Here is a 25,857-nt window from a genome sequence, read left to right as displayed (position 1 = left end):
TGACTTTTCGAGGCGCATAAAAAGAGGAAGATCAAGGAGTTTATGATGCTGTTTTTTGTTGAAGCGAAACAATTGCAAGGTATCGTGTAACGCCGGATTTTCTTTAGTGGATTTTCGCAAAAATCTGACACAATCTTCTCTAATAATTTCGTAAATTTCAAGTTCAAAAAAATGTAAATTGTCTTGCATTTAATGTTTTGTATTAAAGAGGGTTAGAATTTTATGTATATTATTTTCGATACGGAAACGACGGGTTTGCCTAAGCGTTGGGACGCACCGATTACCGATACGGACAATTGGCCGCGCTGTATTCAATTGGCTTGGCAAATTCATGATGAGATGGGAAATTTGGTCGAACATCACGATTTCTTGATTAAGCCAGATGGATTTGATATACCCTATGACTCTGAAAAAATACACGGCATATCGACTGCATTGGCAGAAGAGCAGGGGGTGCCGCTTCAGGAGGTCTTAGAGAAATTCAATGTGGCATTGAATAAAGCCAAGTTTGTTGTTGGACAGAATATTGGTTTTGATTTGAATATCATGGGCTGTGAATTTTACCGTTATGGTGTTGCGTCCAATATGGCTAATATGCCTGTATTGGATACTTGTACGGAAGTAACAGCTGAACTCCTGAAAATTCCGGGCGGTCGCGGTGGCCGTTTTAAATTACCCAATTTGACCGAGCTGCATTCCTATTTATTTGGAGTGCCGTTTGCTGAGGCACATAATGCAACAGCCGACGTTGAGGCTACAACACGTTGTTTTCTGGAGCTTGTCAGAAGAGAGGTGTTCACTGCCGAAGAACTTCAGGTCGATACGGGCTACTTTGTCGATTTTAAAACCAACAATCCGGGGCCTATACCTACTGTTGGACTGAAACATATCAACCTAAAAGCAGCTTCTGATGAAATTAGAAAACGGTCTCAGCCAGATGAAGTCAAGGTTGTTGTTGATGCGGACGCGTTAGCAGCTTTAAAGGATGCCAAATTTGCCCATTTACATAACCATTCTCAGTTTTCGATCCTACAGTCCACGATGTCGTACGATAAGTTAGTTTCGGCAGCGGTCAAAGATAATATGCCTGCGGTTGCATTGACTGATCATGGAAATATGATGGGCGCCTTTGAATTTGTCTCTCGTATTATAGGACACAACAAAGAAATTGAAGCACAAAATGCAGAGGCGATTGAAAATGGGCAGGAACCTACTGGTCAGCTTTTAAAGCCAATTGTTGGTTGTGAGTTTTTTGTTTGTGAAAACCACAAAGATAAGTCCAGGAAAGATAATGGGTATCAGATTGTGTTATTGGCAAAGAATAAAAGAGGTTATCACAATTTGGCTAAGCTCGCTTCCTTTGCGTATACAGCGGGGTTCTATTATGTACCCCGTATTGATAAAGATCTTATCCTTCAATATAAGGAGGATGTTATTGCCCTGTCGGGTAACCTACAAGGGGAAGTGCCTAATAAAATACTGAATATTGGTGAGAGCCAGGCCGAAGAGGCTCTGTTATGGTGGAAAGAGCAATTTGGAGATGATTTTTATCTCGAATTGATGCGCCATGGTCAGGAAGACGAGGATCGTGTGAATCAAACCTTGCTTAAATTTTCCCGCAAATATCAGGTCAAAGTTGTTGCAACCAATAATACATATTACGAGAAGAAAGGCGATGCGCATGCGCATGATATTTTGCTCTGTGTGAAAGATGGTGAGAAACTCTCAACGCCAAAAGGTCGAGGACGAGGGTTCCGTTTTGGTTTACCCAATCAGGAGTATTATTTCAAGTCTTCGGATGAAATGAAGGCTTTATTTAAAGATTTGCCCGAAGCCATTCTAAATATTCAGGAGATTGTCGATAAGGTAGAGATATTTAAATTAAATCGCGATGTCCTTTTACCTAAATTTGATATACCCGAAGAATTTCAAGTGGAAGCGGATCTTGAAGATGGCGGAAAACGTGGTGAAAATAAATATCTGGCTCATCTCTGTTATGTGGGGGCTGAGAAGCGTTATGAAGAAATAACAGATGATATTCGCGAACGTCTTGACTTCGAACTAGCTACGATCGAAAAGACCGGTTATCCCGGTTACTTTTTGATTGTTCAGGATTTTATTGCTGCTGCTCGTGACATGGGAGTTTCTGTGGGACCAGGGCGGGGATCTGCTGCTGGTTCAGCCGTGGCCTATTGTTTGGGAATTACCAATATCGATCCGATTAAATATGACTTGCTTTTCGAGCGTTTCTTGAATCCCGACCGTGTGTCAATGCCCGATATTGATATCGATTTTGATGACGAGGGGCGTGGTCGTGTCATGCAATATGTAATCAATAAATATGGAGCTAGTCAGGTTGCCCAGATTATTACCTATGGTACAATGGCAGCGAAGTCATCCATCAAAGATACAGCGCGTGTATTAGACTTACCTTTGGGTGATGCCAATGAGATTGCCAAGCTGATTCCGAATCTTAAATTGTCCAAGATTTTTACTTTAGATGATGCTGGCTTAAAGGAAAAGCTGAGAACTGAGGAAATTGAAGCTGTTAATCGGTTGAAATCTATTGCTGATGGTGCTGGATTGGAGGCTGAAACGATCAGACAGGCCCGGGTTTTGGAGGGTTCTGTCCGAAATACAGGTATCCATGCCTGTGGTGTTATCATTACGCCAGACGATATTACTAATTTCGTTCCTGTTTCTTTGGCAAAAGACTCGGATCTTTATGTGACGCAGTTCGATAACCACGTTGTTGAAAGTGCAGGTTTGCTGAAAATGGACTTTTTGGGTTTAAAGACACTGACACTGATTAAAGATACAGTCGAAAATGTCAAATTAAGCCATGGTATCGTGCTGGATCCGGATCAATTTCCGATCGACGACGAGCTTACTTATGAGCTCTTTCAGCGTGGAGAGACCATCGGGGTGTTCCAGTACGAATCGCCTGGAATGCAGAAATACATGCGAGACCTTAAGCCGACGGTATTTGCCGATTTGATTGCGATGAATGCACTTTATCGCCCGGGTCCAATAGAGTATATTCCAAGTTTTATTAAGCGTAAGCATGGTATAGATCCTATTGTTTATGATTTGGATGCCTGTGAGGAATACCTCAAGGAGACCTACGGTATTACAGTATATCAAGAGCAGGTCATGCTTTTGTCCCAAAAGTTAGCCGGATTCTCGAAAGGTGATGCCGACGTTTTGCGTAAGGCCATGGGTAAGAAACAAAAAGCGGTACTGGATAAGATGAAGCCTAAGTTTGTTTCACAGGCAGAGGAGAGAGGGCATAACGCCAAAGTTCTGGAAAAGATCTGGACCGACTGGGAGGCTTTTGCGAGTTATGCATTTAATAAATCCCACTCGACCTGTTATGCTTGGGTAGCCTATCAAACAGCCTATTTGAAAGCGCATTTTCCAGCGGAATATATGGCTGCGGTACTTTCTAACAATATGAATGACATCAAGCAGGTGACATTCTTTATGGAGGAATGTAAGCGTATGGGATTAGAGGTACTTGGTCCTGATGTGAATGAATCCTATTATAAATTTACAGTAAACGAACGTGGTGCAATCCGTTTCGGGATAGGCGCAGTTAAAGGAGTTGGAGCAGGAGCTGTTGACGCTATCGTGCAAACGCGGCAGTCAGGTTTGTATAAATCTGTTTTCGATATGGCCAAACGCATTGATCTACGTGCGGTTAACAAGAAAGCTTTTGAGAGTTTGGCTTATGCTGGTGGTTTTGATAGTTTTGAGAACACGCACCGTGCACAATATTTCCATTCGGATGAAAATTCAACAGGAATGGAAAAGGCGATACGATTTGGCCAGCGATTTAAAGAAAATGAAAGTTCGGCCCAGGCGAGTTTGTTTGGTGTAGGTGGAGCTGCAGAATTGCCGGAACCTGTTTTGGCACCATGTCCGCAATGGGGATTGATTGAAAAGCTTAAATATGAAAAAGATGTTATCGGTATTTATTTGACCAGTCACCCCTTAGATACATACCGGTTTGAGATTGAGCATTTTTGTCAGAATTCGGTTTCAGATTTGGCATTGATCAATAAAGTTAAAGCGGCAGAGGTCGATGAAGAGACTTTGCTTGAGTTTAATCGAATCAAGAATAAAGAATTGGTGATTGGTGGCATTATCGCATCGGCAAACCATCGATTGACGAAGACTGGTAAGCCTTTTGCGTCGTTTATCATAGAAGATTATAGTGATTCTTATGATATGGCAGTTTTTGGCGAAGAATACGTCAAATTGAAGGGGTATTTGCAAGAAGGCTATTTTGTGCAATTACGGGGTTTGGTACAGGAACGTTTCAGACAGGTTGGAAATTGGGGCTTTGAGCTGCGTAGTGTACAGTTACTTTCGGATCTTCGTGAGAAGATGGCGAAGAGTTTTACGATCAATATTCCTTTACCTAAGTTGAATGAAGCATTTCTTGACGGAATCAAAGATATACTGGCGCAAAATGAGATTGAGGGGGTTGTGCCAAATTGTCAATTAAAGTTTAAAATTTGGGATCCCCAAGATGAAATATCTGTCGAAATGCCAGCTAAAAGTCTGAAAATAAACCTAACAAATGAATTTCTGGACTGTATAGATAAGTTTGAGGGGATAAATTATCGATTGAATTAGTTTGGATTGGAATTTGTGTAATTAAGATTACAAATACATTGGTAGTTGTTACTATCTTTGTTTATTGATTTTAGCAATTAAATAGTATTAAAGATATAACTTCGGTTTATAAAATTAAAAGATTATGGCATTAGAAATTACAGATAGCAACTTTGAAGAAGTTGTCTTAAAAGCAGACAAACCAGTATTAATTGATTTTTGGGCAGAGTGGTGTGGTCCTTGCCGTATGGTAGGTCCTGTGGTTGAAGAACTGGCTAAGGATTATGAAGGTAAAGCTGTTGTAGGAAAAGTAAATGTGGATGAAAATCCAGAGATTTCCGTTCGTTATGGCATTCGTAATATTCCAGCTCTATTGTTCTTTAAAAATGGAGAAATTGTCGATAAACAAATTGGAGCTGTTCCAAAATCAGTATTGAACGAGAAATTAGAAAAACAATTAGCATAATTTAGTTAAAAGCAAAAAAAAGCCTGAAATATTCTATTTCAGGCTTTTTTTTGCTTTTAAAATTCAGTTTTTTTTTGATTTTATATCGAGTTTTAGTTGTTTTGTGCTAATATTTTGTTTGTTTTAGTTGTTTTGTGCTCATATTTTGTTTGTTTTGGTGTATTTTGTGTATTTATTTTGTTTTTTAGCGGTTTAATATGTTGTATTTTTAGTTTTTTTGTGTTTTAGTATGATTTTATTGTTATTTTTTATGTGTTTATGTTTATTTTTTGATAAAAAATCATTTTTATTTGCATAAATCAATATTTTTTACTTCTTTTGAGTGTTGAAATTGGTTTTCGAAAAGAATTTGTTTCGATTTTTTGATTTTGATGTTATTTTTTTTTTGACTCGATGATTTAGGAGTTGTTTTTTTGAAAAAAATAGAAATTGACAAAGATTTTCCCTTTCAAATACCCTAGATTATGCCTCGCGTTGCTCTCCGTAACGCGAGTTTTTTTTGGCTAAAGTATGGGTAAAAACAAAAGCGGCTATCCGAAAGGATAGCCGCTTTTTATTATTGACTAATGTCTCGTCCTGAAATATCGATACGCAAAAAAAATCGTTATGGAAGAAGGAACAAATTATGTAAAGCGGACTCAGCGTGATTACACTTTAACATTGAAGCTGAATGTCGTTAAAGAGATTGAATCGGGGAAATTGACACTCTCCCAAGCACAAAAACAGTATGGCATCCAGGGAGATAGCACTATTCGCAATTGGTTAAAAAAATATGGTAACTTTGATTGGGAGAATCAAATACCATCCAATATGGCAAAGTCACCAGAACAGCGCATTTTAGAACTTGAAGCCAAAGTCAGACTGCTGGAGAAGCAAAAGGCTCAACTTGAGCATCAGAATCACATCGCTGATTCCAAAGCGATCATCTTTGACATGATGATCGATATTGCAGAAAAAGAATATAAAATCGACGTAAGAAAAAACTTGAAACCCGCGCAATCAATCGTTTCCGGCAAGAAAAACAAGAAAGCCTAAGTTTTACTTGTGGATTGTTCGGGTTAGACAGGCAGGTGTATTATCGAAGGATCAAACGTATAGCCAGGAGCCAGGGTATAGCCGAGAAAATTGTGGACTTAGTTCATGAAATACGCACTACCCAGCCAAGAATAGGTACACGGAAACTTTACCATATGTTGGCAAGGGAGCTACGGGCATTAAAGGTGGGTAGAGACAAATTCTTTGATATTTTACGCGCCAACCATTTGTTAATTACACGTAAAAGAAGCTATCATACGACCACTATGTCACATCATAGATTTAGAAAATATCCGAATATTATTAAAGAAGTGGCTGTTTGCCGTCCCAATCAGGTTTGGGTAAGTGATATCACTTATATAGGAAAGCGAGAAAACCCCTGTTACCTGAGTTTGGTTACAGATGCCTATTCGAAGAAAATTGTTGGCTTTGAGGTCTCACAGACCATGTGCACACCGCATGTTGTAAAAGCACTAAAAATGGCACAAAAACAAAGAAAAACAAACGAGCCGTTAATCCATCATTCCGACAGAGGAGTACAATATTGTGCAGAAGAATACCAATATTACCTAAGCAAGTACCAGCTCAGTTGCAGTATGACAGAAAACTCTGATCCTTATGAAAATGCCATCGCTGAACGAATCAATGGTATACTCAAACAAGAGTTCATGATTGATACCTATCATTTAGATCTACATTTGATGAAGCAGATCGTAGCTGAAGCAATCGATATCTATAATAATGACAGACCACATTGGTCTAATCATATGCTAACTCCAAATCAGATGCACATGAAATCAAACATGAACTTCAGAACTTATAAAACAAAAAACAGTAGCAACCTATCGGCTACTACTGTTTAAATTATTTATTTTTAATCACTGAAAACCTGTATCGATTTTTCAGGACTAGTCATAAATAAACTGAATTATTCAGCAATTACTTCGAAAGGAACTTGAACTTTCACTTCTTTGTGTAAGTTTAAGTTTGCGATGTATTCACCTAGTTCTTTAGGTTCTACTTCGAAAGTGATACGACGACGATCTACATCAAAACCTTTTGCTTTCAACGCATCAGCAATTTGAATGCTGTTTACTTTACCAAAGATTTTACCAGATTCACCTGCTTTAGCACCGATTGAAAGTTTGATAGCTTCCAATTTACCCGCTAATTCAGTAGCGTCTTTTTTGATTTTTTCTTGTTTGAACTGAGCTTGTTTGATGTTCTCAGCTAAAACTTTCTTTGCAGATTCAGTCGCTTGGATAGCAAATCCTTGCGGGATTAAGTAGTTACGACCGAAACCTGGCTTTACATTAACGATATCGTTTTGCTCACCTAAGCCTTTGATATCTTGTTTTAAAATTACTTCCATTTTCTATCGTCCTCCTTATTTAATTGCATCAGCTAAGTAAGGTAATAAGCCGATGTGACGAGCACGTTTAACAGCTTGAGCTACTTTACGTTGAAATTTCAAAGATGTACCAGTTAAACGACGAGGTAAGATTTTACCTTGATCATTTACAAATTTCATCAAGAAGTTAGCATCTTTATAATCGATATATTTGATACCATTCTTTTTGAAACGACAGTATTTTTTACGGTTGTCCTCTACTTTAGGAGCAGTTACGTATTGGATATTTTCGTTAGCCATTAGTTTGCGCCCTCCTCAGTTTTAGTTTCAGCTTTTTTGTTGAATGCACCGCTACGTTTTTTCTCGTTGTATGCTTTAGCATGTTTGTCTAAGCTTACAGTCAAGAAACGCATAATGCGCTCATCACGTTTGTATTCAACCTCTAATTTATTGATTAATTCACCTGGAGCCTTGAATTCAGTTAAGTGATAAAATCCAGTAGTTTTTTTCTGGATTGGATACGCTAATTTTTTCAAACCCCAATTGTCTTCAGCGACAATCTCGGCTCCGCCTTCTGTTAAGATGTTTTTGAATTTTGCGATTACTTCTTTCGCAGCATCATCAGAAAGCAACGGGGTAAGAACGATTACAGATTCGTACTGTTGCATTGTGTTAATTAATTTTGTTATTTAAAATTCCACTTTTGTGGAAGTGCAAAGGTAGTTATTATATTGTTATGTTGCAAAGCTTTGAAATAAAAAAGTTTAGATCCTTTGGAGGGATCTAAACTTTTCTCAACCGAACGTGGCTATATTTTAGTTCAATTTCTTTAATTCTTCTTTGATAGCTGCCTGTATTTTCTCGCTAACAGGGACTAAAGGAAGTCGTAATTGATCTTTTCCGATCCCCAATTCCTGTAGAATATATTTTACACCAGCAGGGTTTCCTTCAATAAAACACAGATCTGTAATGTCAAGGAGTTCATTATGGATCGATCTAGCTTCCGCATAATTGCCTTCAGCGCATAACTTAGCTAATGTGGCGACCTTTTTCGGTAATGCGTTTCCAATCACTGAAATGATGCCAGCAGCTCCAAGAGACATCATCGGCAAGGTAACCGGATCATCTCCAGAGATCAATAGAAATCCCGTAGGTTTATCCCGTAGAATTTCGCTGAATTGCGCAAAATTTCCAGAAGCTTCTTTGATGGCTACGATATTGGAAAAATCATTGGCTAGTCGTAATGTTGTCTGTGCTGATATATTGCTGCCTGTACGCCCAGGCACATTGTATAAAATAACCGGAAGTGGAGAGGCGTTTGAAACAGCCTTGTAATGCTGGTAAATGCCTTCTTGTGTTGGTTTGTTATAATAAGGAGATACGGATAAAATTGCACAGAAGCCTGTTGGATCAAAGTTTTTAATTTGTTCCACAATTTCGGCCGTATTATTACCACCAATTCCAGCAACCAAAGGAAGTCTACCGTTCACGCGCTTGACAGTAAAATCCCAGATACGCTTTCGTTCATCATTGGTTAAAGTGGCAACTTCTCCAGTTGTACCTAAAGAAACCAAATAATCCATACCTTCGTTGATTTGCAAGTCAATTAGCTGACCTAATGCTTCGAAATCAACAGATTCATCTGAGTTAAAAGGAGTGACTAATGCTACTCCTGCGCCGTGAAGCTCGTTCATCTTGTTTTTGTATTTATATAAATTTAATTAAAAAAACTTACTTGGGATTAATGAGTTCAAATAGTTCTTGATCATTAATCATCGGGATACCTAATTTTTCTGCTTTCGCTAGTTTGGACGGTCCCATTTTATCTCCCGCTACGAGGTAGCTTAATTTGGCAGAAATGGAAGATAACATCTTTCCGCCATTGCTTTCAATTACTGCTGCAAGCTCTTCACGTGAATGGTCTGCAAATACACCGGAAATCAGGAAGGTTTTCCCTTCAAGTGAATTGCTCGCAAGGATAATCTCCTTTTCCTCAATTTCGAAATTTAAGCCATAATTTCTCAGTGCAACAATCTGTTGTTGATGAATTGGATTGTCTAAGTATTCTTTGACACTCTCCGCAATACGGCGTCCAATATCTTGTACTCCTTCGATTTCCTCTGTCGAGGCTTGCGCGAGTGCATCAATATTTTTGAAATGCTGGGCTAATTTTTTTGCAATCGTCTCGCCGACATGACGTATTCCAAGCGAAAATAAAACTTTTTCAAAAGGTTTTTCTTTGGATTTTTCGATGCCGTTTAGCATGTTATCGATTGATTTTTGACCGAAACGTTCCAGTTGTTGCAGGTCATCTTGATGGTCTTTTAGGCCATAGATGTCAACGATATTGCGTAACAAACCTTTCTTGAAGAAAGTATCCACGGTCTCGTCTCCCATTCCTTCGATGTCCATCATTTTTCGTCCGATAAAATGCTGCATTTTGCCAACAATTTGTGGTGGGCATCCCGTTTCATTAGGGCAGTAGTGTACGGCTTCGCCTTCTTGTCGTATGAGTACTGTGTCGCATTCCGGACAAGATGTGGGGTAGACAAAACTTGTTGATCCTGCTAATCTTTTCTCGAGATTTACCCCAATTATTTTAGGTATAATTTCGCCCCCTTTTTCTACAAAGACAGTGTCATCTTCGTGTAAGTCGAGACGTGCAATTTCATTCGCATTGTGTAAGGAAGCGCGTTTTACCGTTGTGCCTGCCAGTTGTACAGGTTGAAGATTGGCAACAGGTGTAACAGCACCGGTACGTCCAACTTGATAACTAATCGAGTTCAATGTGGTTTCTACACGCTCTGCTTTGAATTTATAGGATATTGCCCAACGTGGATTTTTGGCAGTAAAGCCAAGTTCCTCCTGCTGTGCGTAATCATTTACTTTAATAACAATTCCATCAATTTCATAACCTAGGTTATGACGTTCGACATCCCAATAGTCAATAAATGCAAAAACATCGGTTAACGTGCTGCATTTTCTGCTATGCTCGCTGACGTGAAATCCCCAGTCTTTGACATGGTTTAAGCTATTCCAATGGTCGTGAAATAGATTTGTTCTGTTGTCGCAGTACAAAAAGTAAAGGAAACAGTCCAATGGGCGTTTTGCAACTTCAGCAGAATCTTGGAGTTTGATGGTTCCAGAAGCGAAATTTCTTGGGTTGGCATAGGTTTGCTCCTCATTATCGGCTCGTTCCTTATTCAGGCGGAGAAAAGCTGATTTGTGCATAAATATTTCACCTCGTATTTCGAATTGATCTGGATAATCTCCTTCTTTGAGTTTGATCGGGATAGAACGAATGGTTTTAACATTGTTTGTGACAACATCGCCTTGTGTACCATCACCGCGTGTAACGGCTTTACTTAGTAGGCCATTTTCATAAGTCAAGCTGATGGATAAACCGTCAAATTTTAATTCACAAACATATTCGAACTGATCGCCGATGATTTTGCGGATTCGTTGGTCGAAGTCAAGTAACTCCTCCTGATTGTATGTGTTGCCCAATGAAAGCATTGGCCAGCGGTGCTTTTCCGTTTGAAATCGGGAGGTAATGTCTCCACCAACACGCTGTGTAGGGGAGTTGGGGTCGGCAAAGTTGGGATATTGAGCTTCCAGCGCTTCGAGTTCCTTTAATTTAAGGTCGAAGTCGTAGTCCGAAATAACACTGTTCGCCAATACATAGTATTGATAGTTATAATGGTTGAGCTCTGCCGTTAAGTCTTTTATCTTTTTTTCAATGTCCATCACCAACATTTTGCAAAATTACAAATAAAAAGTACGTTTAAATAAAATAAATAAAGAATCTTGTCGTAATGACTGCTTTATTTTGAAAATGCGTTTTTCTGCATTTTATGTTACAGGGAAATAATACGCTATTTGAAATCCTCTGGATTTAGCTGAGAAAATTTATGTTTGTTATTTGTGTAAAAATCAATGATAATCGATTTTTTGTACTGCCCTTTTGTATTTTCTTTCACCTTGTATTTTTTTCGTTTTTTAGCATTTTTGAAAATATTCAAGAAGAAATACTGATGTGCACGACTGATTGCCCAGGCATCCTTGGGTTTCCTGTCGATCAGAAACTTAGCAAGGGCTGCAAAGTCAAACCAAAGCCTGATGAAAATAATCCATATGGCTTTGCCCAGCGGCAGGTTTTTTTGCAGCATGACCATGTTATTCCTAAAATTGAGGTAAGTCTTTTTTGGATTACTTGCATTGAGGGTTCCTCCACCAACATGATACACAATAGATTTAGGACAATAGCCTATGCCATAGCCCATTTTCTTTAATCGCCAACATAGATCGATTTCCTCCATATGAGCAAAGAAATCTTCGTCAAGGCCATCTGCCTCCTTCCACGCGTCAGAGCGAATAAAAAGTGCAGCTCCAGATGCCCAGAAAATCTCGGATTCATTATCGTACTGTCCCGCATCATCTTCTACTTCATGTAGTATTCTGCCTTTACAGAAAGGAAAGCCAAAGTAATCCAGATAGCCACCCGCCGCTCCGGCATGTTCGAACTTCTGCTTGTCATGAAATGAGCGTATTTTGGGCTGTGCTGCTGCCAGGGAAGGGTTTCTTTCCAAGTATTCAATCACTGGCTCAATCCAGTTTTGGCTCACTTCAACATCCGAATTGAGGAGTACATAGTAATCAGCATCTACACGCTGCAGTATTTTGTTATAACCTCCTGCGAAGCCATAGTTTTTGTCATTTTCAAGGATAGTAATCGTCGGATAGTACTGTTTCACAAATGAAATTGAATCATCATCGGAGGCATTGTCTCCAATGACAAATTCGACATTCGGATACGAACTGTTATATACGGATGGTAAAAATTTTTCCAGGAAAAATCGGCCATTCCAATTGAGGATAACGACAGCTACTTTTGGTAATTTACTCATTTTCTACGTTTTCTTTTCCAGCGATTATGTGACCATAACCAATATTCTGGGTTTTCACGAATAAGCTGTTCAGCAAATTGATTGTGTATATCGGTAATTTCATGTTCTCCAAAGCCACTTGGATCTTCGATTAAAGTAACGAATTTACAGAAATATTGCCCTCTTTTGGGCTTTCTTCCGATATAGCAATAGACCACAGGCGCTTTACTTATTCTAGAAAGTCTTTCAGCTCCTGTATAGACCAATGTTTCCTGATTTAGCCAATTAATAAAATAATCGGAATCTGAATACAGCGGTGTTTGATCGGCAACGAGTATACTGATATTGGGATGGCCTTTCAACTTTACGATATGACGGAGTATTTGTTTCATTGGTACCATTTCAGCGCCAAACCTTCCTCGCATATCATTGTATACTGTATCAATATCTTTATTATTGAGTGGTTTGTATACAATCAGCGTAGGGAAGTTTGTGATTAAGCTCAAACGGTGAATACCCAGCTCCCAATTGGCATAATGTGAGGTCACACCGATTACGTTTTTGCCCGCTTCGAGGTGTTTCGTCAATTCTTCTACATCTTCCAAAGTCATCTTTTTCTTTACTTCCTCAGCGGTAATCGTTTTCAATTTGATCGATTCGACAAGGAGATCGGGGAAAAAACGATAAAACTTTTTGGCAATCACCAGACGTTCTTTATCCGTTTTTTCTGGAAAAGCATTCTTTAAGTTCTGAAATACAATATTCTTCCTATATCCAATAATATAGTAGAGTATGTAATAAAGCCCATCGGAGATCAAATATAGAAACCAATAGGGGAGAAGAGAGATGATATAGATTAATGCGTTTAACGCTTTTTGTTTCATGCTATAGCTAAAATTCCCAGTGTTCTTTACAAATATCCTTAATTTAAGTTATTTTTGCGTCACTTATAACAAAAATCATCAGTTTTTATGGAATCGCAGTTATTACTTCCGGCATGTTATCTTCCACCAATATCCTATTTTCATACGATACAAGAGCATAATCTTCCTTTGGTCATCGAGAAATATGAGCATTTTCAAAAGCAGAGTTATCGTACGCGGGCCCGCATTGCTTCAGCAAATGGTGTACAGGATTTGATTGTACCCATTCAACATGGCAATAAAGAACGTGTTCCTATGAAAGATATTCGGATAAGTTATGAGTTTGACTGGCAGCGTTTACATTGGCTAAGTATCCAGACAGCTTACCGTAGCTCTGCATATTTTGAATATTATGAAGATGATTTTATACGTTTCTATGAGGAAAAGTTTGCGTATTTGGTAGATTTTAATGTTGCTCAATTAGAACTCATTCTAAAATCGATCAAACTTAAACGAACAGTAGGGTTTACAGAAGAGTATGTGCCTGCGCCTTCGGAAATGATCGATTTCCGTAACCTGATCCATCCTAAAAAAGAAAGTATACTGCGTGATCCAAAAGAATATTATCAGGTTTTTTCTGATAAAAATGGATTTTACCCCGATTTAAGCATCATCGATTTGTTATTCAATCAAGGACCACAATCAAAAAGTTACCTGTAGCCTGACGGTTTTTCGAACAAAATGCGTTTAATATTGTTGTTATTCAATATTGAACGCATTCAAATGAAACAATTCTTTTTTACTTTTCTTCTTTTTTCTTTGTGTTGGACTTTCGCGCGGGCTCAGGGCGGTGTTGATACGATACATTATCGAAAAGTTTACTATTGGGGTACAACGGGAATGGGCTTTCCGATCGGAAAAACCAAAGATATACTTTCGCCAAAGTTTTCTGGTAGTATTGGTTTGGATATCTCCCTGAAAAATCCAATGTTTTTCGTATCCCCCACACTTTATACACTTTCATTCAAGTATAAGCAGCGATTGGTCGATCCGAATTTTGAGTATCGTATCGAAGATGCAAATACCAATTTCTATACCCTTTCATTTTCGGGGGGCATTAGGAAGCAGATGCGATTATTGAATATCTATGGTTTTGTGGGGCCTGGTGTAGGATTGACGAGTGAGCCAAGGGCAAATGTATTCGCGGACCAAAAGCTTATTAAGATGGAAAATATAAATCACCTGAATTTCTCCAGCAAAATAGGTGCTGGGGCAGATTATAAATTTAACGGCTTCTTTTTAGGGCTTGAGCTTGGTTATCTCCATAATTTTAGGAAGATACAGGATACTCCTGTGAATATTTTTACCGTTATGGTGGGATTAAAATCCGATATTACACAAATTGGGGATAAAGTCATCAATGTCATTGGCATCGATGGTTCCATTAGCGGTAAAAAAGAGAAAAAATAGACGGCTTATTTTAAGACCTGAATGGTGTCTCCAACATGTGCTTCGGCGTCGCTGCCTGTTTTTTTAACTTTTTCCGTTTGTTCAACCGCTACTGCAAATGTGGACGGAATAATGCCTGCACCAAATTTGATTGCATAAAATTTGGTGAATTCTGCGCCAAAGTACAGTATTGCAGCCGAATAGTAGATCCATAATAACATGACAATGATTGATCCCGCAGCTCCGTAAAAGCTTGCTGTGGAGGAAAGATTCAGATAGATTGAAATGCCGTACCGGCCTAACATAAAAAGTAAGCCTGTAAAGATAGCTCCACCAAGCATGTCCCTGAATTTTACTTTAGCATCCGGAAGGAAGGAAAAGATAAAGCCAAATAAAATGACAATGACCGAAAATGTGATACCTGTATTCACCCATGAAATGAGTGCAATCGGAATAAAAGGAAAATAAGTCATGACTAAATTGGTCACGGCAACGATAACTCCGTTGATCATGAGTGAGGCAATTAGTAAAAAACCAAGGGCGATGACGATGGAAAAAGAAATCAGCCTGTTGATGATTAATTTTAGCCATCCCTTTTTCGGTTTCGGTTTTACTTTCCAGATATTGTTTATTGAGTCTTGTATATCAACGAATAAGGTTGTTGAGGATAGAATCAACGTAACGATACCTATCGTGATCCCCATATTAGATTTATTCTCGAAAGTTATCTTCTGAAGATAGGACTGGATCTGTGTGGTCACATCCTGACCAAAAAGAACCATGACTTCCTCCAGCACCTGATCCTGCGCTGAAGATCCACTTTGAAGATGTTCTCCATAGAAAAATCCAATACACCAGATAACAATCATAAGAAGTGGGCCGATGGAGAAGACGGTATAATAAGCCAATGAAGCACTCTTCTTCATACATTTGTCATCATTGAATCCATTAAAGGCATCAATTAAGACATGCCAAATGTTTTTCCAGTAGGCGAGTGTAAATAAATCTCGTAGTGTAACGTGCTTCATAATAAGATGATCAGCTCCAATAATCGTGCAAATTGTTACTCCTGGTTTTGTTCCTGATACAATTTGTCGATTGCTCCTTCGTTCTCTTTTAAAATAATTTTTCGTTTTAGACTCAATTTTGGCGTCAATTGACCGTCGTTGATTGTCCATTCCTTTGGAAGAAGAATAAATTTCTTGACAATTTCCCAATGTCCAAAGTTAGTAGATAATCGGTTAATTTCTTCTTGATATTTTTGGATTACTTCCGGATTTTTGATTATTTCTTCGTTTGAACCGCTATTAATACCTTTTTGGTTTGCCCATTTGGACAGCACATCAAATGCAGGAACAATCAAGGCTCCCGGAAATTTTCTATTTTCTCCAAAAACCATGACTTGTCCGATTAATGTAGACTCCATGAGTTTGTTTTCAATGGATTGGGGAGCGATATATTTACCTCCTGCGGTCTTAAACATTTCCTTTTTTCGATCGGTTATTTTTAGGAAACCATCGGATGTAATTTCTCCAATATCGCCCGTTTTGAAAAAACCATTATCGTCAAAAGCTTCTTTTGTGGCTTCTTCATTTTTATAATAGCCTGTCGTGATACTAGGGCCCTTGACAAGAATCTCACCATCTGAAGCAATTTTAACTTCTAAGTTTTTCAGGGGTTTCCCTACAGTCCCAAATTTCAACCCATTGGGTAAGTAGGAGTTTACAGCAATAACCGGAGATGTTTCAGTCAGGCCGTACCCCTCAAGTACTTTAAGCCCAGCGGCCCAGAATACTCGCGCTAAACGCTCTTGAAGAGCTGCACCACCGGATACAATGATCTTAATATTTCCGCCAAGAGCTTCTTGCCATTTCGAAAATATCAGTTTTCTAGCGATCGCAAGTTTGAGCTTATAAAGCGGTCCATTATGCTCTGGTTCTTGAAATTTCAAACCAAGATCAACAGCCCAGAAGAAAATTTTCTTTTTTAATCCAGTTAAGGCTTTCCCTTTTTCAATAATCTTATCGTATACTTTCTCCAGGACACGGGGTACGGTGGTGAATACATCCGGTTTGACATCGTTGATATCGGCAACAACATTGTCTAAGGTCTCGGAAAAATAGATCTGGATTCCTTTTGAATAGTACATATAGACCACCATGCGTTCAAAAATATGGCATAGCGGAAGAAAGCTTAGTGCTGTTTTGAAATCCGATCGGATGAGATGATTGCATGCCAAGACGTTGCTGTATACGTTTTTGTGGGACAGGTATACACCTTTAGGGCGTCCTGTGGTACCTGAAGTGTAGATCAGTGTTAATAGATCTTCTTCTGTAACAGCCTCTCGAAGTGGAGCCAGGTCAGTTGTGTCATCCTTTGCTGTTTCGATGAATGTTTTCAGCTGCGTATAATTCTCAATGGCATCAAATGTATACAGTTGTGGGTGTATACCGTGCTCTTTGATGGCTAGTTCAATACGGTCCGTCAATTCTCTGTTGCTGACAAATAGTACGTTGACATCCGAGTCATTTACAATAAACGAAAGATCCTGTGCGGATAAAGTAGGATAGAGGGGGACAGTTGCGAGACCGATTTGATTGCAGGCAAAATCAACTAAATTCCACTCGGGTCTGTTGCCGGACATGATTCCTACCCGATCACCTTTTTTGAGGCCTAATTGCAGTAACGCCCTGCTTAAGGTGTCAATTGCGTCGGTGTATTCTTTGGTAGAATATGTCTTCCACTGGCCATTTCCATCTCGCCCTGCTACCATGATGTCCTTTGCGTATTTTTCTTTATATAAGGTTATAAAGTCAAAAATTCTGCCCATATCACTTGAGTTTATTTGGTTACTACTACATGCTGTATTGACCTAAATATACAGAAATAAAGTTGGATAATTTGGGATTATTGTCATAACAAATTAAACATTGTTTCGTTATAGCTGTAATGGATATTTACCCTATCGAAAAGGTCCTTCGTAAGGGAAGTTCTGGTAAATAGTTTTTTATGTGCACTGCAATTATATTGCATATAAAAAGCAATTTATCTATGTTTGGAAAAATGTAAAGCAAAAAAGCGTACGATTTTTATGAAAAAAATATTTTTGGCTGTCGGTGGAATGCTGATGTTTGGAGCATTATCCAATAGAGCTATGGCTCAGTTGGACAATAGGGGTGCTATTGGTGGACGATTCGGGTCTGCTCAGGGAATTACATATCGTCACACGCTTAACTCGGACCACGCATTGGAAGGTATTATGAGTATTCAGAGTAATTCTGATTTTCGCCGTTTCCGCGTTGTGGGCTTATATGAAATCTATAAACCATTGACTGCTGGGTTTAATTGGTATTATGGTTTTGGTGGTAGTATCGGTTCTTATAAGGAGAAAGACAAAATTATCGATGGTCAGCGTCATTCATTTGATTCACAGCTTAATCTCAGTATTGACGGTATCGTAGGTATTGAATATAATATTCCGCAGGCACCGTTTCAAATCTCATTGGATGTAAAACCTTATTTCGATTTTCTAAACGAATCCAGTATCAAATTATTTGATCCGATCGGTTTTTCGGTAAGATATAAATTTTAAAAAAAGAATAGCGGGATTTCCCGCTATTCTTTTTTAATGATAATACTTCCGTGTTAAGCCATCCAGATTTTACCTAGCAATTCCTGTAGAAAAGTTTGTTCTTTGAGCGGACGGATTTCGTATATCTTTTTATTGCTCTTTTTGATTTGAACAGGGATTTCCCGCACTAAACCATCTCGTGCCACCAGGAAGTTTAATATTTCCCCCTCTTTGGCATGTTGAACAATGAAATCAATTTCCTTGTCTTTAACATCGAGCCTGTTATTATTAATTGCAATCAGTTCGTCTTTTACACTTAATCCGGCATCATATGCACCAGAATATTTTTCCACTGTCGCTACCGAAATTAACCCATCCACTTTGTTGGTTGTAATGCCTAGTGTCAACGTGTTGTTATCAACATTGGTATCAACAATTTCATAACCGACTAGATTAAAATAATCGTTGTATTCCAGTTCTCCGTCCTGATGAGCAGCATCGAAAATATCGTCCAGCGAAGTGCCTGCGATACGTTCGGCAAGGCTTCTCAATTCGTTTTCTTCAAATCCACGATCAAGTTTTAGGTAGAACTCTTCATAAGCCTCGCGGATAACATCATCCAATTTTAGCCTACCTTCTGTAGCGGCAATAATTTTAATATCCAACAATGCTGTCAGCATTGCACCTTTGTTGTAATAGGAAATTCCTGAATTCATCGAATTTTCATCAGGCCGATAATATTTAATCCAGGTATCGAAGCTTGAGGCTGCTGCAGACTGTATCGTATGCCCAGGGCGGTTTAATACAATATTGAAATCGTTGGCTAACAAAGCGAGGTACTCTTTTTCATCATAGAATCCACAGCGTTTAATAATTAAATTATCATAGTACGAAGTGAATCCTTCCATGATCCAGAGGCCTGTGGTATAGTTTTCGGCATCGTAATTAAACGGTCCTAATGCTTTTGGACGTAAGCGTTTCACATTCCATAGGTGAAAATACTCATGTGCAACGAGACTCAAATAGTTTTTGTAACTTGTCTCATTTAGATAGGCATTTCTCGAGGCTCCTAATACTGTTGAATTGAGATGTTCTAGACCTCCACCTCCAGATTGGTAGTTGTGGGTAATAATGACATATCGCTCATTGGGGTTCGAACCCCAGATGCGGGTTTCCTCTTCGACGATACGTGTGATATCTTTCGTTAAGCGTTCTTTATCATAACTTCCGCCTCCGACCATGGCGCATTCATGTTCGATACCGGCAGCCTGGAATTTCCAGACATCCTGATTACCAGCCTCGATGGGCGTATCATATAATATGTCAAAATTTGGCGCATAAAACTTACGTTCTCCAATTTGTTCGAGTCCAGTTGATATACTTGCCCAAGAATCTTTTAATGCTATGCTGATTGTCGAAGGATTGTCTATGCGGCCATCGATATGAAAGAAAGTTGCCGTAGGCACAATAAAAGCATGGTCACTATCGAAAAAGTTGGTACGCACAGAAACTTCAAAACCGTATACCGCGTAGATGACTTCGATCTGATCCAAAGATTCTGTGGGTATTCGCCAGGTGTTCTTTGAAATTTTCTGGTAGGCAATTGTATTTCCTGTTTTGTCAAATGATCGGAATCGTTCTACGTTTTTAGCATATTCACGAATTAAATAAGATCCAGGAGACCAGACCGGCATTTTTAGATCGACATAAGGCTGGTTGAGCTTTGCGATGCTCATTTTTACTTCGATATAATGAGCTTGTACTTCTGAAAATGATACCTCAAAATGTATTTCGGGTATACTGAAATGGTCACTGTCCATGAAAGATGATTTTAGTATGAGCTTACAAAATTAAAAGTATCGTACGCTTAATCAAACAAAAAAATAGATTGTTGGTTCTACAATTATGAATCAGCGTGCTCCGTCATTGCTCCTTCAGTAGAAAAAGAACAATGACGGGAAGCAGCTAATAGTACCCTCCAATATACATAAATTTATTTAAGAAATGAGGTGTTAATCGATAGGCATAATCGATGCTTTGGATGAAATACCGGTTTTTATTGGACTGGGGAGATGAAGCAAAAAATCTGTTTTTTATCAGAATTTTTGCTAAGTTTGATACAGTAGTTTATAGGGGGAAAATAATCAAAAATTTGTATGATCTTAGTTGTTGATAGCGGCTCTTCAAAGTCGGATTGGAAGTTGGAATTGCCAGATAGTGCACCTATCTCGTTCAGTACAAATGGACTCAATCCTTTTTTTGTAAATGAAAAGGAAATCACACGTGTTATTAAGGAGATACCCGAAATTATTCCCTACGCCGATGAAGTTACGGAGTTGTATTTTTTTGGTGCAGGATGCATTACACCTGATCGTCGGGAAATGGTTTCAAATGCATTGACGCCCTTATTCGAAAATGCTTACATTTCTGTTGAGAATGATCTTTTTGGTAGTGCCTTAGCAACCTGTGGTAATAAAAAAGGTTATGTAGCGACATTAGGGACAGGTTCTGATTTGAGTTTTTTTGACGGAGAGGAGCTGATGCCATCGCATAATGGAAATGGCTATGTATTAGGTGATGAGGGGTCGGGGGCATATTTTGGGAAAAATCTTGTTAGACTTTTTCTATATGGCCGTATGCCGAAAGATCTGAACGAAAAATTTGCGAACAAATACAGAATAAATAAAGAGATCGTCATCAAAAATGTTTATCAAAAAGAACGTCCAAATGCTTTCTTAGCATCGTTTGCACCGTTCATGTCCGATAATATTACCCATCCCTTTATTATTGATCTGGTAAAGAGTGGATTCGAAGAATTTGTTCAAGCTTCGATTTTGACCTATCCGGACTATAATAAATATGCCTGTCACTTTGTAGGCTCTATTGCTTATAGTTTTGATTTAATTTTACGGGAAGTCTGTGAAGCACATCAGATAAAGGTAGGTACCATTTTAAAATCTCCTATCAACGAGCTTTTTGATGCGGTACTGGAAAGAGAGAGTAATTCATTGTTAAGTCTTTAAAATAATTAGATATGATTATTGCAACTATTATGGTGTATATGTCAATGTTATTTGGCAATCCCAATTTTTATGATTTTAAGTTTACGACACTTGATGGGCAAGAAGTGAAAATGTCCGATTTCAAGGGAAAGAAAATATTGATCGTGAATACTGCCTCAAAATGTGGTTTCACAAAACAGTACAAAGATCTGGAGGAATTGCACAAAACCTTTGGCGATAAGCTCGTCATTATTGGCTTTCCGGCAAATAATTTTGGACAACAGGAACCGGGTTCAAATGCGCAGATTCAAGAGTTTTGTGAACAAAATTATGGTGTTGATTTTCTAATGGCCGAAAAGGTCGATGTGAAAGGAGATCAAATATCACCGCTGTTTAAGTATTTGACCGCTCAGGAAAACCCCGATTTTAAAGGTGAAATCAAATGGAACTTTGAAAAGTTTTTGATCGATGAGAACGGTAAACTTGTACATCGCTTCCGTTCAGCGACGAATCCGCTGGATCCGGCTATTGTAAACTGGGTAGAAAACAAGAAATAGTAAAAATAACAAAATAAAAAAGCTGCAAAATCTGCAGCTTTTTTATTTTGTTTATTGTCCAGTCGATCCGAGGGCCTCTGGTTTCCCCCATAAAGCTTAGCGACAAGGTTATAGTTTATGGGTTGGCTTTTGTTTACTTGATGTAAGTTGTTGCCTATTTGATATATGCATCGTACAAGGCTCCTATACAGTCTTTAAGCAAAGGGTTGAAGTCATCGCTATCGGGGATATTGCAGCCATTGGTTATCACAATAAACCCATATTTTTTCTTTGGATTGAAAAACAGGGCACTATACAGCCCATATGCCGAACCGGTATGTCCTGTCAGCGTAACACCGGGGACAATTTTTGCATTGTTCATAATCGCTAACCCATAGCCTGATTCTTTATTTACAGCTGTCTGCATAATCTTCGCATATTTTTTACTGATGATGTTTTTTCCCTGACTATGGCCGTAGTTCATATGCATCATCATGTATCTGGCTAAATCTAAGGCAGATATTTTCATTCCACCTGTCGGAGAAAGCACAGGATTGCTATACCCCAGGATGTATTGATTGAGTTCTTCCCGACGTGGATTATAGGCACTCGGCTCTTCATGGGGATTTCCCTTTTCATCAAAGGCATATAACGAAACCAATCTTTTCTGATCCAAGGAGTCTATACAGTAACCACCATATAAGTTGAGCGGTTTGAGGATATGGTTAACAATGTAGCTGTCGACACGTGTATTGGTCAGTTTCTCCAGAACGGCACCAGCCATATTAAAATTGAGATTACAATATTGGTATTGTGTGCCGGGTTCATAAAGATTGTAGGAATCTTTCCAATTTGGGTTTTTGGATGGATTGATGACATCAAGGTTGAAGTAACCATTTTTATCATTGACGCTGGACGTATGGGAAAGGATCATCCGGAGTGTTATCTTTTTTCCTGGATAATTGGGGTTTCTGATTGGAAAACCTATCAAATCCCCAAAGTCGTCGTCTAACTTGCATCGGCCATCTGCTATTAATTGCATTAATGATGTTGCAGTGAATGACTTTGAAATAGAAGCAATTCTAAAGAGATCATTTTCTCCAAGGGCCGTTTTGGTTTCCAAGTTTTTGTAACCATAATTTTTGTGATACTCAATTTTATTGTTTTTGACGACGACTACACTGAGCCCGATAGCATTATAACGACGCATAATTGCTGTGAGATCATGATCAACCTGTGTTTGCTGACCCAGCAAAAATGTGGGAAAGAATAAAAAAATAAATGCGGAGAGTAGGAGCTTATGCGTTCTCATCGAATTGATTAGTTAGGATGTTAGTTATGGCATAAATGTAAGGAAATCCTTACGATTAATAGAAATAGTTACAGTGAATCCTTGCAATATATAATAGATGCTACGAAGTTGAATCATTCATATATTATAATTATAAGCTATTTTTATTTAAAACTATTCTAAACAATAAAATAATATCGTATGTTTGCGCCGACAAATAATTTTTACGAACTCACATTTTATTAACATGAGAAGAACTTTTCTGGGACTTGTTTTAAGTCTGGGATTGGTAGGAGCAATTCATTTGGATGCATCGGCGCAAAGTAAAGGGATACATGGCCGTGTTAAAACCAAAGATGGTGCACCAATTGAATCGGCTACAGTAACCATAGTTTCTTTAGGTAGGTCTACTTCGACTTCCGGTGATGGAAGTTTCCATTTTTCTAATCTTCCAGATGGAACCTATACTATTCGGATCAAAAGTATCGGAAATGGAGCTGAAGAGCGTACTATCGAGGTTAAAAATGGAAAGGCAACAGCCATTAATGTTTCTTTGAATATTTCTGAATCTCAATTGGAACAAGTGGAAGTGGTAGGTTACAACTCGCATAACAGTAAAACAGTCCATGTCGGTAAAGCAGGTATTATTGATCGGGATTTGCCGCAGAGTGTACAAATTATAAACGAACAGGTTATTGCAGATCAACAGGTTAATCGCCTGAGTGATGCGCTAAAAAATGCAAACGGTGTCGCGATGGGAGCAAATCGCGGTGGGGTCAACGAAAATTTTTATGCAAGGGGCTATAGCTTAGGCGGGAATAATATATTTAAAAATGGTGCACGAACCAACAATGGAGGTTCGATTGAGGCGAGCACCTTGGAATCTGTAGAGATTTTAAAAGGAAGTTCTGCTTTGTTATATGGGGGTGTATCTGGTGGGGCCGTTGTAAATCTGGTTACGAAAAAGCCTAAATTTTATTATGGAGGCGAGGCTTCGATGCGCGTAGGAAGTTATGACTTCTATAAACCAACAGTAGATGTGTATGGCCCAATTTCCAATAAGGTTGCATTCCGCGTTATCGGAACTTATGAAAAAGCGGGTAGCTTTAGGGATCAGGTCACATCAAAACGTACTTATGTAAATCCTTCTGTTTTATATAAAATATCCGATAAAACTGATCTCAACTTTACATTCGATTACTTAAAAAGTGATTTTACTCCGGACTTTGGAATGGGAACTGTGGATGGAAAGTTGAATAATGAAGTTGGCAGAAACACTTTTATGAATGTGCCTTTTGCTTTCAACAGAACAAATACCTCAAACGGGCAGATCAATTTGAACCATAAGTTTAATGATTCATGGAATTTAAACGCAATAACAAGTTACCAAACATACGACCGTGATTATTATGGATCAGATCGGATTCAAGCAAATAAAAATGGAATTGCACCGCGGAGTTTAACCCGGTCCAAATCAAATGAGTTTACGGCCAATCAGCAATTGAATCTAACCGGAACTGTAAAAACAGGATCCATCAAGCATAAGATCTTGGTGGGAGCAGATGCCGATCAATCGCATTCAAATGCGTATGCCTATAAAATTGATGCATCTAAAAATGTGGGTGGCGTATACGATTCAATTTATGTCTTTAATCCCTCGCAAACTGCGCAGCATTTGGTTTCGGGAAATGGACTTCGGACAGATATGCCACAAGCGGATCTATTGACGAAAACAACGACAGATATCTTCCGTTATGGTGCGTTTTTTCAGGACTTAATAGAAGTTACTGAACAATTTAAAGTATTGGCAGGTATTCGCTACACGTATCAGCGTACACCGAATTCAGAAAAGTATACTTATGCGACGAATCAATCGGAAGAGATTATTAATCTAGATGGTCAAAAAAATCCGATCGGAGCAAAAGTCGACAAAGCATGGTCGCCTAAATTTGGATTGATCTATCAGCCGATCCGCTCATCAAGTGTCTATGTTACTTATGCAAATAACTTTACATCGAATTCGGGATACGATGTAAATTATCAACCGTTGGCTCCCTCCATCATCGATCAGTACGAAGCAGGTGTGAAAAATGACTTTTTCAATGGTAGGTTATCCGCAAATGTTGCTTGGTATAGAATTAACAACAATCGCTTTGCCCAACAATTATTGGTACTTCCGAATGGAACAAGCAATAGCGATGCAAATATGAAAGAATTTTCTGGAAAGACGGCTTCAAGCGGATTGGAAGTTGATGTTACTGGAACCTTACTTCCAGGATTGAATGTTATCGCCGGTTATTCCTACAATTATATGCGTTATACCGAAACCAATCCAATTTCAAGTTATACAACCATCGTTGATGGTAAGGAGAAAGTGACTGAAATCTCTGGAAACGAAGAAAATGTACGTTTGGTAGGAACTACAGCACATACGGCTAATGGAACCGTGTTTTATACCATTCAAAACGGGACTGTTAAGGGACTGAAGTTAGGTTTTTCCGCATTTTATACAGGTCGACGTAATGCAGGTTGGAATAATACAAAGATCAACGTACGCGATGGTCTTAATCGTTTGATCTCCGTTAGTCCATTTACAACCATAGATTTCTCCGCTGGTTATGCTTATAAAAACTGGAGTATTTTGGGTAAATTATCCAATATCACCAACGCGTTTAACTATTATATCCATGAAAACTATAGTGTGAATCCTATTCCACCGCGTAGTTTTATGGCAACTCTAGCATATAAATTTGAGAAGAGGTAATACCGCTCTTCTACCCATAAAAA

Annotated in this window: 21 protein-coding genes; 10 read left to right on the top strand and 11 right to left on the bottom strand. The window is 38.6% G+C overall.

Going from position 1 to position 25,857, the window contains the following annotated elements; all coding sequences use genetic code 11:
• The first annotated feature begins 222 nt into the window (after positions 1-222).
• The 4 genes from dnaE (at position 223) to ACLCDV_RS21095 (ending at position 6,984) form a co-directional block, all read left to right on the top strand.
• On the top strand, positions 223-4,641 hold the full coding sequence (dnaE, locus tag ACLCDV_RS21110) for a DNA polymerase III subunit alpha (protein WP_411972172.1): 4,419 nt from the start codon (positions 223-225) through the stop codon (positions 4,639-4,641).
• Positions 4,642-4,765: 124 nt separating this feature from the next.
• Positions 4,766-5,086, top strand: coding sequence for a thioredoxin (gene trxA / locus ACLCDV_RS21105; RefSeq protein WP_046671752.1), 321 nt, complete (start codon positions 4,766-4,768; stop codon positions 5,084-5,086).
• A gap of 606 nt (positions 5,087-5,692) precedes the next feature.
• On the top strand, positions 5,693-6,121 hold the full coding sequence (locus tag ACLCDV_RS21100; protein ID WP_289011629.1) for a helix-turn-helix domain-containing protein: 429 nt from the start codon (positions 5,693-5,695) through the stop codon (positions 6,119-6,121).
• Positions 6,122-6,135: 14 nt separating this feature from the next.
• Positions 6,136-6,984 (top strand): IS3 family transposase, encoded by an 849-nt coding sequence (locus ACLCDV_RS21095; protein ID WP_411971421.1) that lies wholly within the window; start codon positions 6,136-6,138, stop codon positions 6,982-6,984.
• 65 nt (positions 6,985-7,049) lie between these two features.
• Here the strand turns inward: ACLCDV_RS21095 and rplI are convergent, their stop codons facing one another.
• The 7 genes from rplI to ACLCDV_RS21060 all read right to left on the bottom strand — a co-directional run bounded on the left by rplI (position 7,050) and on the right by ACLCDV_RS21060 (position 13,242).
• Positions 7,050-7,493 (bottom strand): 50S ribosomal protein L9, encoded by a 444-nt coding sequence (gene rplI / locus ACLCDV_RS21090; protein ID WP_046671751.1) that lies wholly within the window; start codon positions 7,491-7,493, stop codon positions 7,050-7,052.
• A gap of 15 nt (positions 7,494-7,508) precedes the next feature.
• The gene (rpsR, locus tag ACLCDV_RS21085) at positions 7,509-7,772 is read right to left on the bottom strand and encodes a 30S ribosomal protein S18 (RefSeq protein WP_028071347.1); all 264 of its coding nucleotides are present in this window, start codon (positions 7,770-7,772) and stop codon (positions 7,509-7,511) included.
• Positions 7,772-8,140: a 30S ribosomal protein S6 gene (gene rpsF, locus ACLCDV_RS21080; RefSeq protein WP_046671750.1), complete on the bottom strand. Its 369-nt coding sequence runs from the start codon at positions 8,138-8,140 to the stop codon at positions 7,772-7,774. Before rpsF ends, rpsR begins: the two co-directional genes overlap by 1 nt.
• Before the next feature lie 147 nt (positions 8,141-8,287).
• Positions 8,288-9,166, bottom strand: coding sequence for a 4-hydroxy-tetrahydrodipicolinate synthase (gene dapA / locus ACLCDV_RS21075; protein ID WP_411972171.1), 879 nt, complete (start codon positions 9,164-9,166; stop codon positions 8,288-8,290).
• A gap of 37 nt (positions 9,167-9,203) precedes the next feature.
• Positions 9,204-11,228, bottom strand: coding sequence for an NAD-dependent DNA ligase LigA (ligA, locus tag ACLCDV_RS21070; protein WP_075994005.1), 2,025 nt, complete (start codon positions 11,226-11,228; stop codon positions 9,204-9,206).
• Positions 11,229-11,347: 119 nt separating this feature from the next.
• A complete protein-coding gene (locus ACLCDV_RS21065; RefSeq protein WP_336834903.1) occupies positions 11,348-12,379 on the bottom strand; it encodes a glycosyltransferase family 2 protein in 1,032 nt (343 codons plus the stop codon).
• Positions 12,376-13,242 (bottom strand): lysophospholipid acyltransferase family protein, encoded by an 867-nt coding sequence (locus tag ACLCDV_RS21060; RefSeq protein WP_411972170.1) that lies wholly within the window; start codon positions 13,240-13,242, stop codon positions 12,376-12,378. Before ACLCDV_RS21060 ends, ACLCDV_RS21065 begins: the two co-directional genes overlap by 4 nt.
• A gap of 87 nt (positions 13,243-13,329) precedes the next feature.
• Here ACLCDV_RS21060 and ACLCDV_RS21055 point away from each other — a divergent pair, with 87 nt between their 5' ends.
• Both ACLCDV_RS21055 and ACLCDV_RS21050 read left to right on the top strand, forming a co-directional pair.
• A complete protein-coding gene (locus ACLCDV_RS21055) occupies positions 13,330-13,941 on the top strand; it encodes a WbqC family protein (protein ID WP_317669734.1) in 612 nt (203 codons plus the stop codon).
• A 63-nt stretch (positions 13,942-14,004) separates the two neighbouring features.
• A complete protein-coding gene (locus ACLCDV_RS21050) occupies positions 14,005-14,691 on the top strand; it encodes a hypothetical protein (protein WP_336834901.1) in 687 nt (228 codons plus the stop codon).
• A gap of 5 nt (positions 14,692-14,696) precedes the next feature.
• On the opposite strand, the gene ACLCDV_RS21045 is transcribed toward ACLCDV_RS21050, so the two are convergent.
• A complete protein-coding gene (locus ACLCDV_RS21045; protein WP_145328711.1) occupies positions 14,697-15,698 on the bottom strand; it encodes a YihY/virulence factor BrkB family protein in 1,002 nt (333 codons plus the stop codon).
• A 35-nt stretch (positions 15,699-15,733) separates the two neighbouring features.
• Positions 15,734-17,500, bottom strand: a complete 1,767-nt coding sequence (locus ACLCDV_RS21040; RefSeq protein ID WP_313187324.1) for a long-chain fatty acid--CoA ligase — start codon at positions 17,498-17,500, stop codon at positions 15,734-15,736.
• 261 nt (positions 17,501-17,761) lie between these two features.
• Here ACLCDV_RS21040 and ACLCDV_RS21035 point away from each other — a divergent pair, with 261 nt between their 5' ends.
• A complete protein-coding gene (locus ACLCDV_RS21035; protein ID WP_120333413.1) occupies positions 17,762-18,262 on the top strand; it encodes a hypothetical protein in 501 nt (166 codons plus the stop codon).
• Between the two features lie 53 nt (positions 18,263-18,315).
• Here ACLCDV_RS21035 and ACLCDV_RS21030 read toward each other — a convergent pair whose 3' ends face one another.
• Positions 18,316-20,061, bottom strand: a complete 1,746-nt coding sequence (locus tag ACLCDV_RS21030; protein WP_411972169.1) for a M61 family metallopeptidase — start codon at positions 20,059-20,061, stop codon at positions 18,316-18,318.
• A 336-nt stretch (positions 20,062-20,397) separates the two neighbouring features.
• Here ACLCDV_RS21030 and ACLCDV_RS21025 point away from each other — a divergent pair, with 336 nt between their 5' ends.
• Positions 20,398-21,264 (top strand): N-acetylglucosamine kinase, encoded by an 867-nt coding sequence (locus ACLCDV_RS21025; protein WP_201667347.1) that lies wholly within the window; start codon positions 20,398-20,400, stop codon positions 21,262-21,264.
• An 11-nt stretch (positions 21,265-21,275) separates the two neighbouring features.
• Positions 21,276-21,800, top strand: a complete 525-nt coding sequence (locus ACLCDV_RS21020) for a glutathione peroxidase (RefSeq protein WP_075993996.1) — start codon at positions 21,276-21,278, stop codon at positions 21,798-21,800.
• Positions 21,801-21,954: 154 nt separating this feature from the next.
• Here the strand turns inward: ACLCDV_RS21020 and ACLCDV_RS21015 are convergent, their stop codons facing one another.
• Positions 21,955-23,091, bottom strand: coding sequence for a serine hydrolase domain-containing protein (locus ACLCDV_RS21015; RefSeq protein WP_411972168.1), 1,137 nt, complete (start codon positions 23,089-23,091; stop codon positions 21,955-21,957).
• A gap of 226 nt (positions 23,092-23,317) precedes the next feature.
• On the opposite strand from ACLCDV_RS21015, the gene ACLCDV_RS21010 reads away from it, so the two are divergent.
• On the top strand, positions 23,318-25,834 hold the full coding sequence (locus tag ACLCDV_RS21010) for a TonB-dependent siderophore receptor (RefSeq protein WP_411972167.1): 2,517 nt from the start codon (positions 23,318-23,320) through the stop codon (positions 25,832-25,834).
• Positions 25,835-25,857: the final 23 nt, after the last annotated feature.

Source organism: Sphingobacterium sp. Lzh-3 (assembly GCF_046764375.1).
Taxonomy (GTDB): domain Bacteria; phylum Bacteroidota; class Bacteroidia; order Sphingobacteriales; family Sphingobacteriaceae; genus Sphingobacterium.
This window is presented reverse-complemented; position numbering and strand designations above follow the sequence as displayed.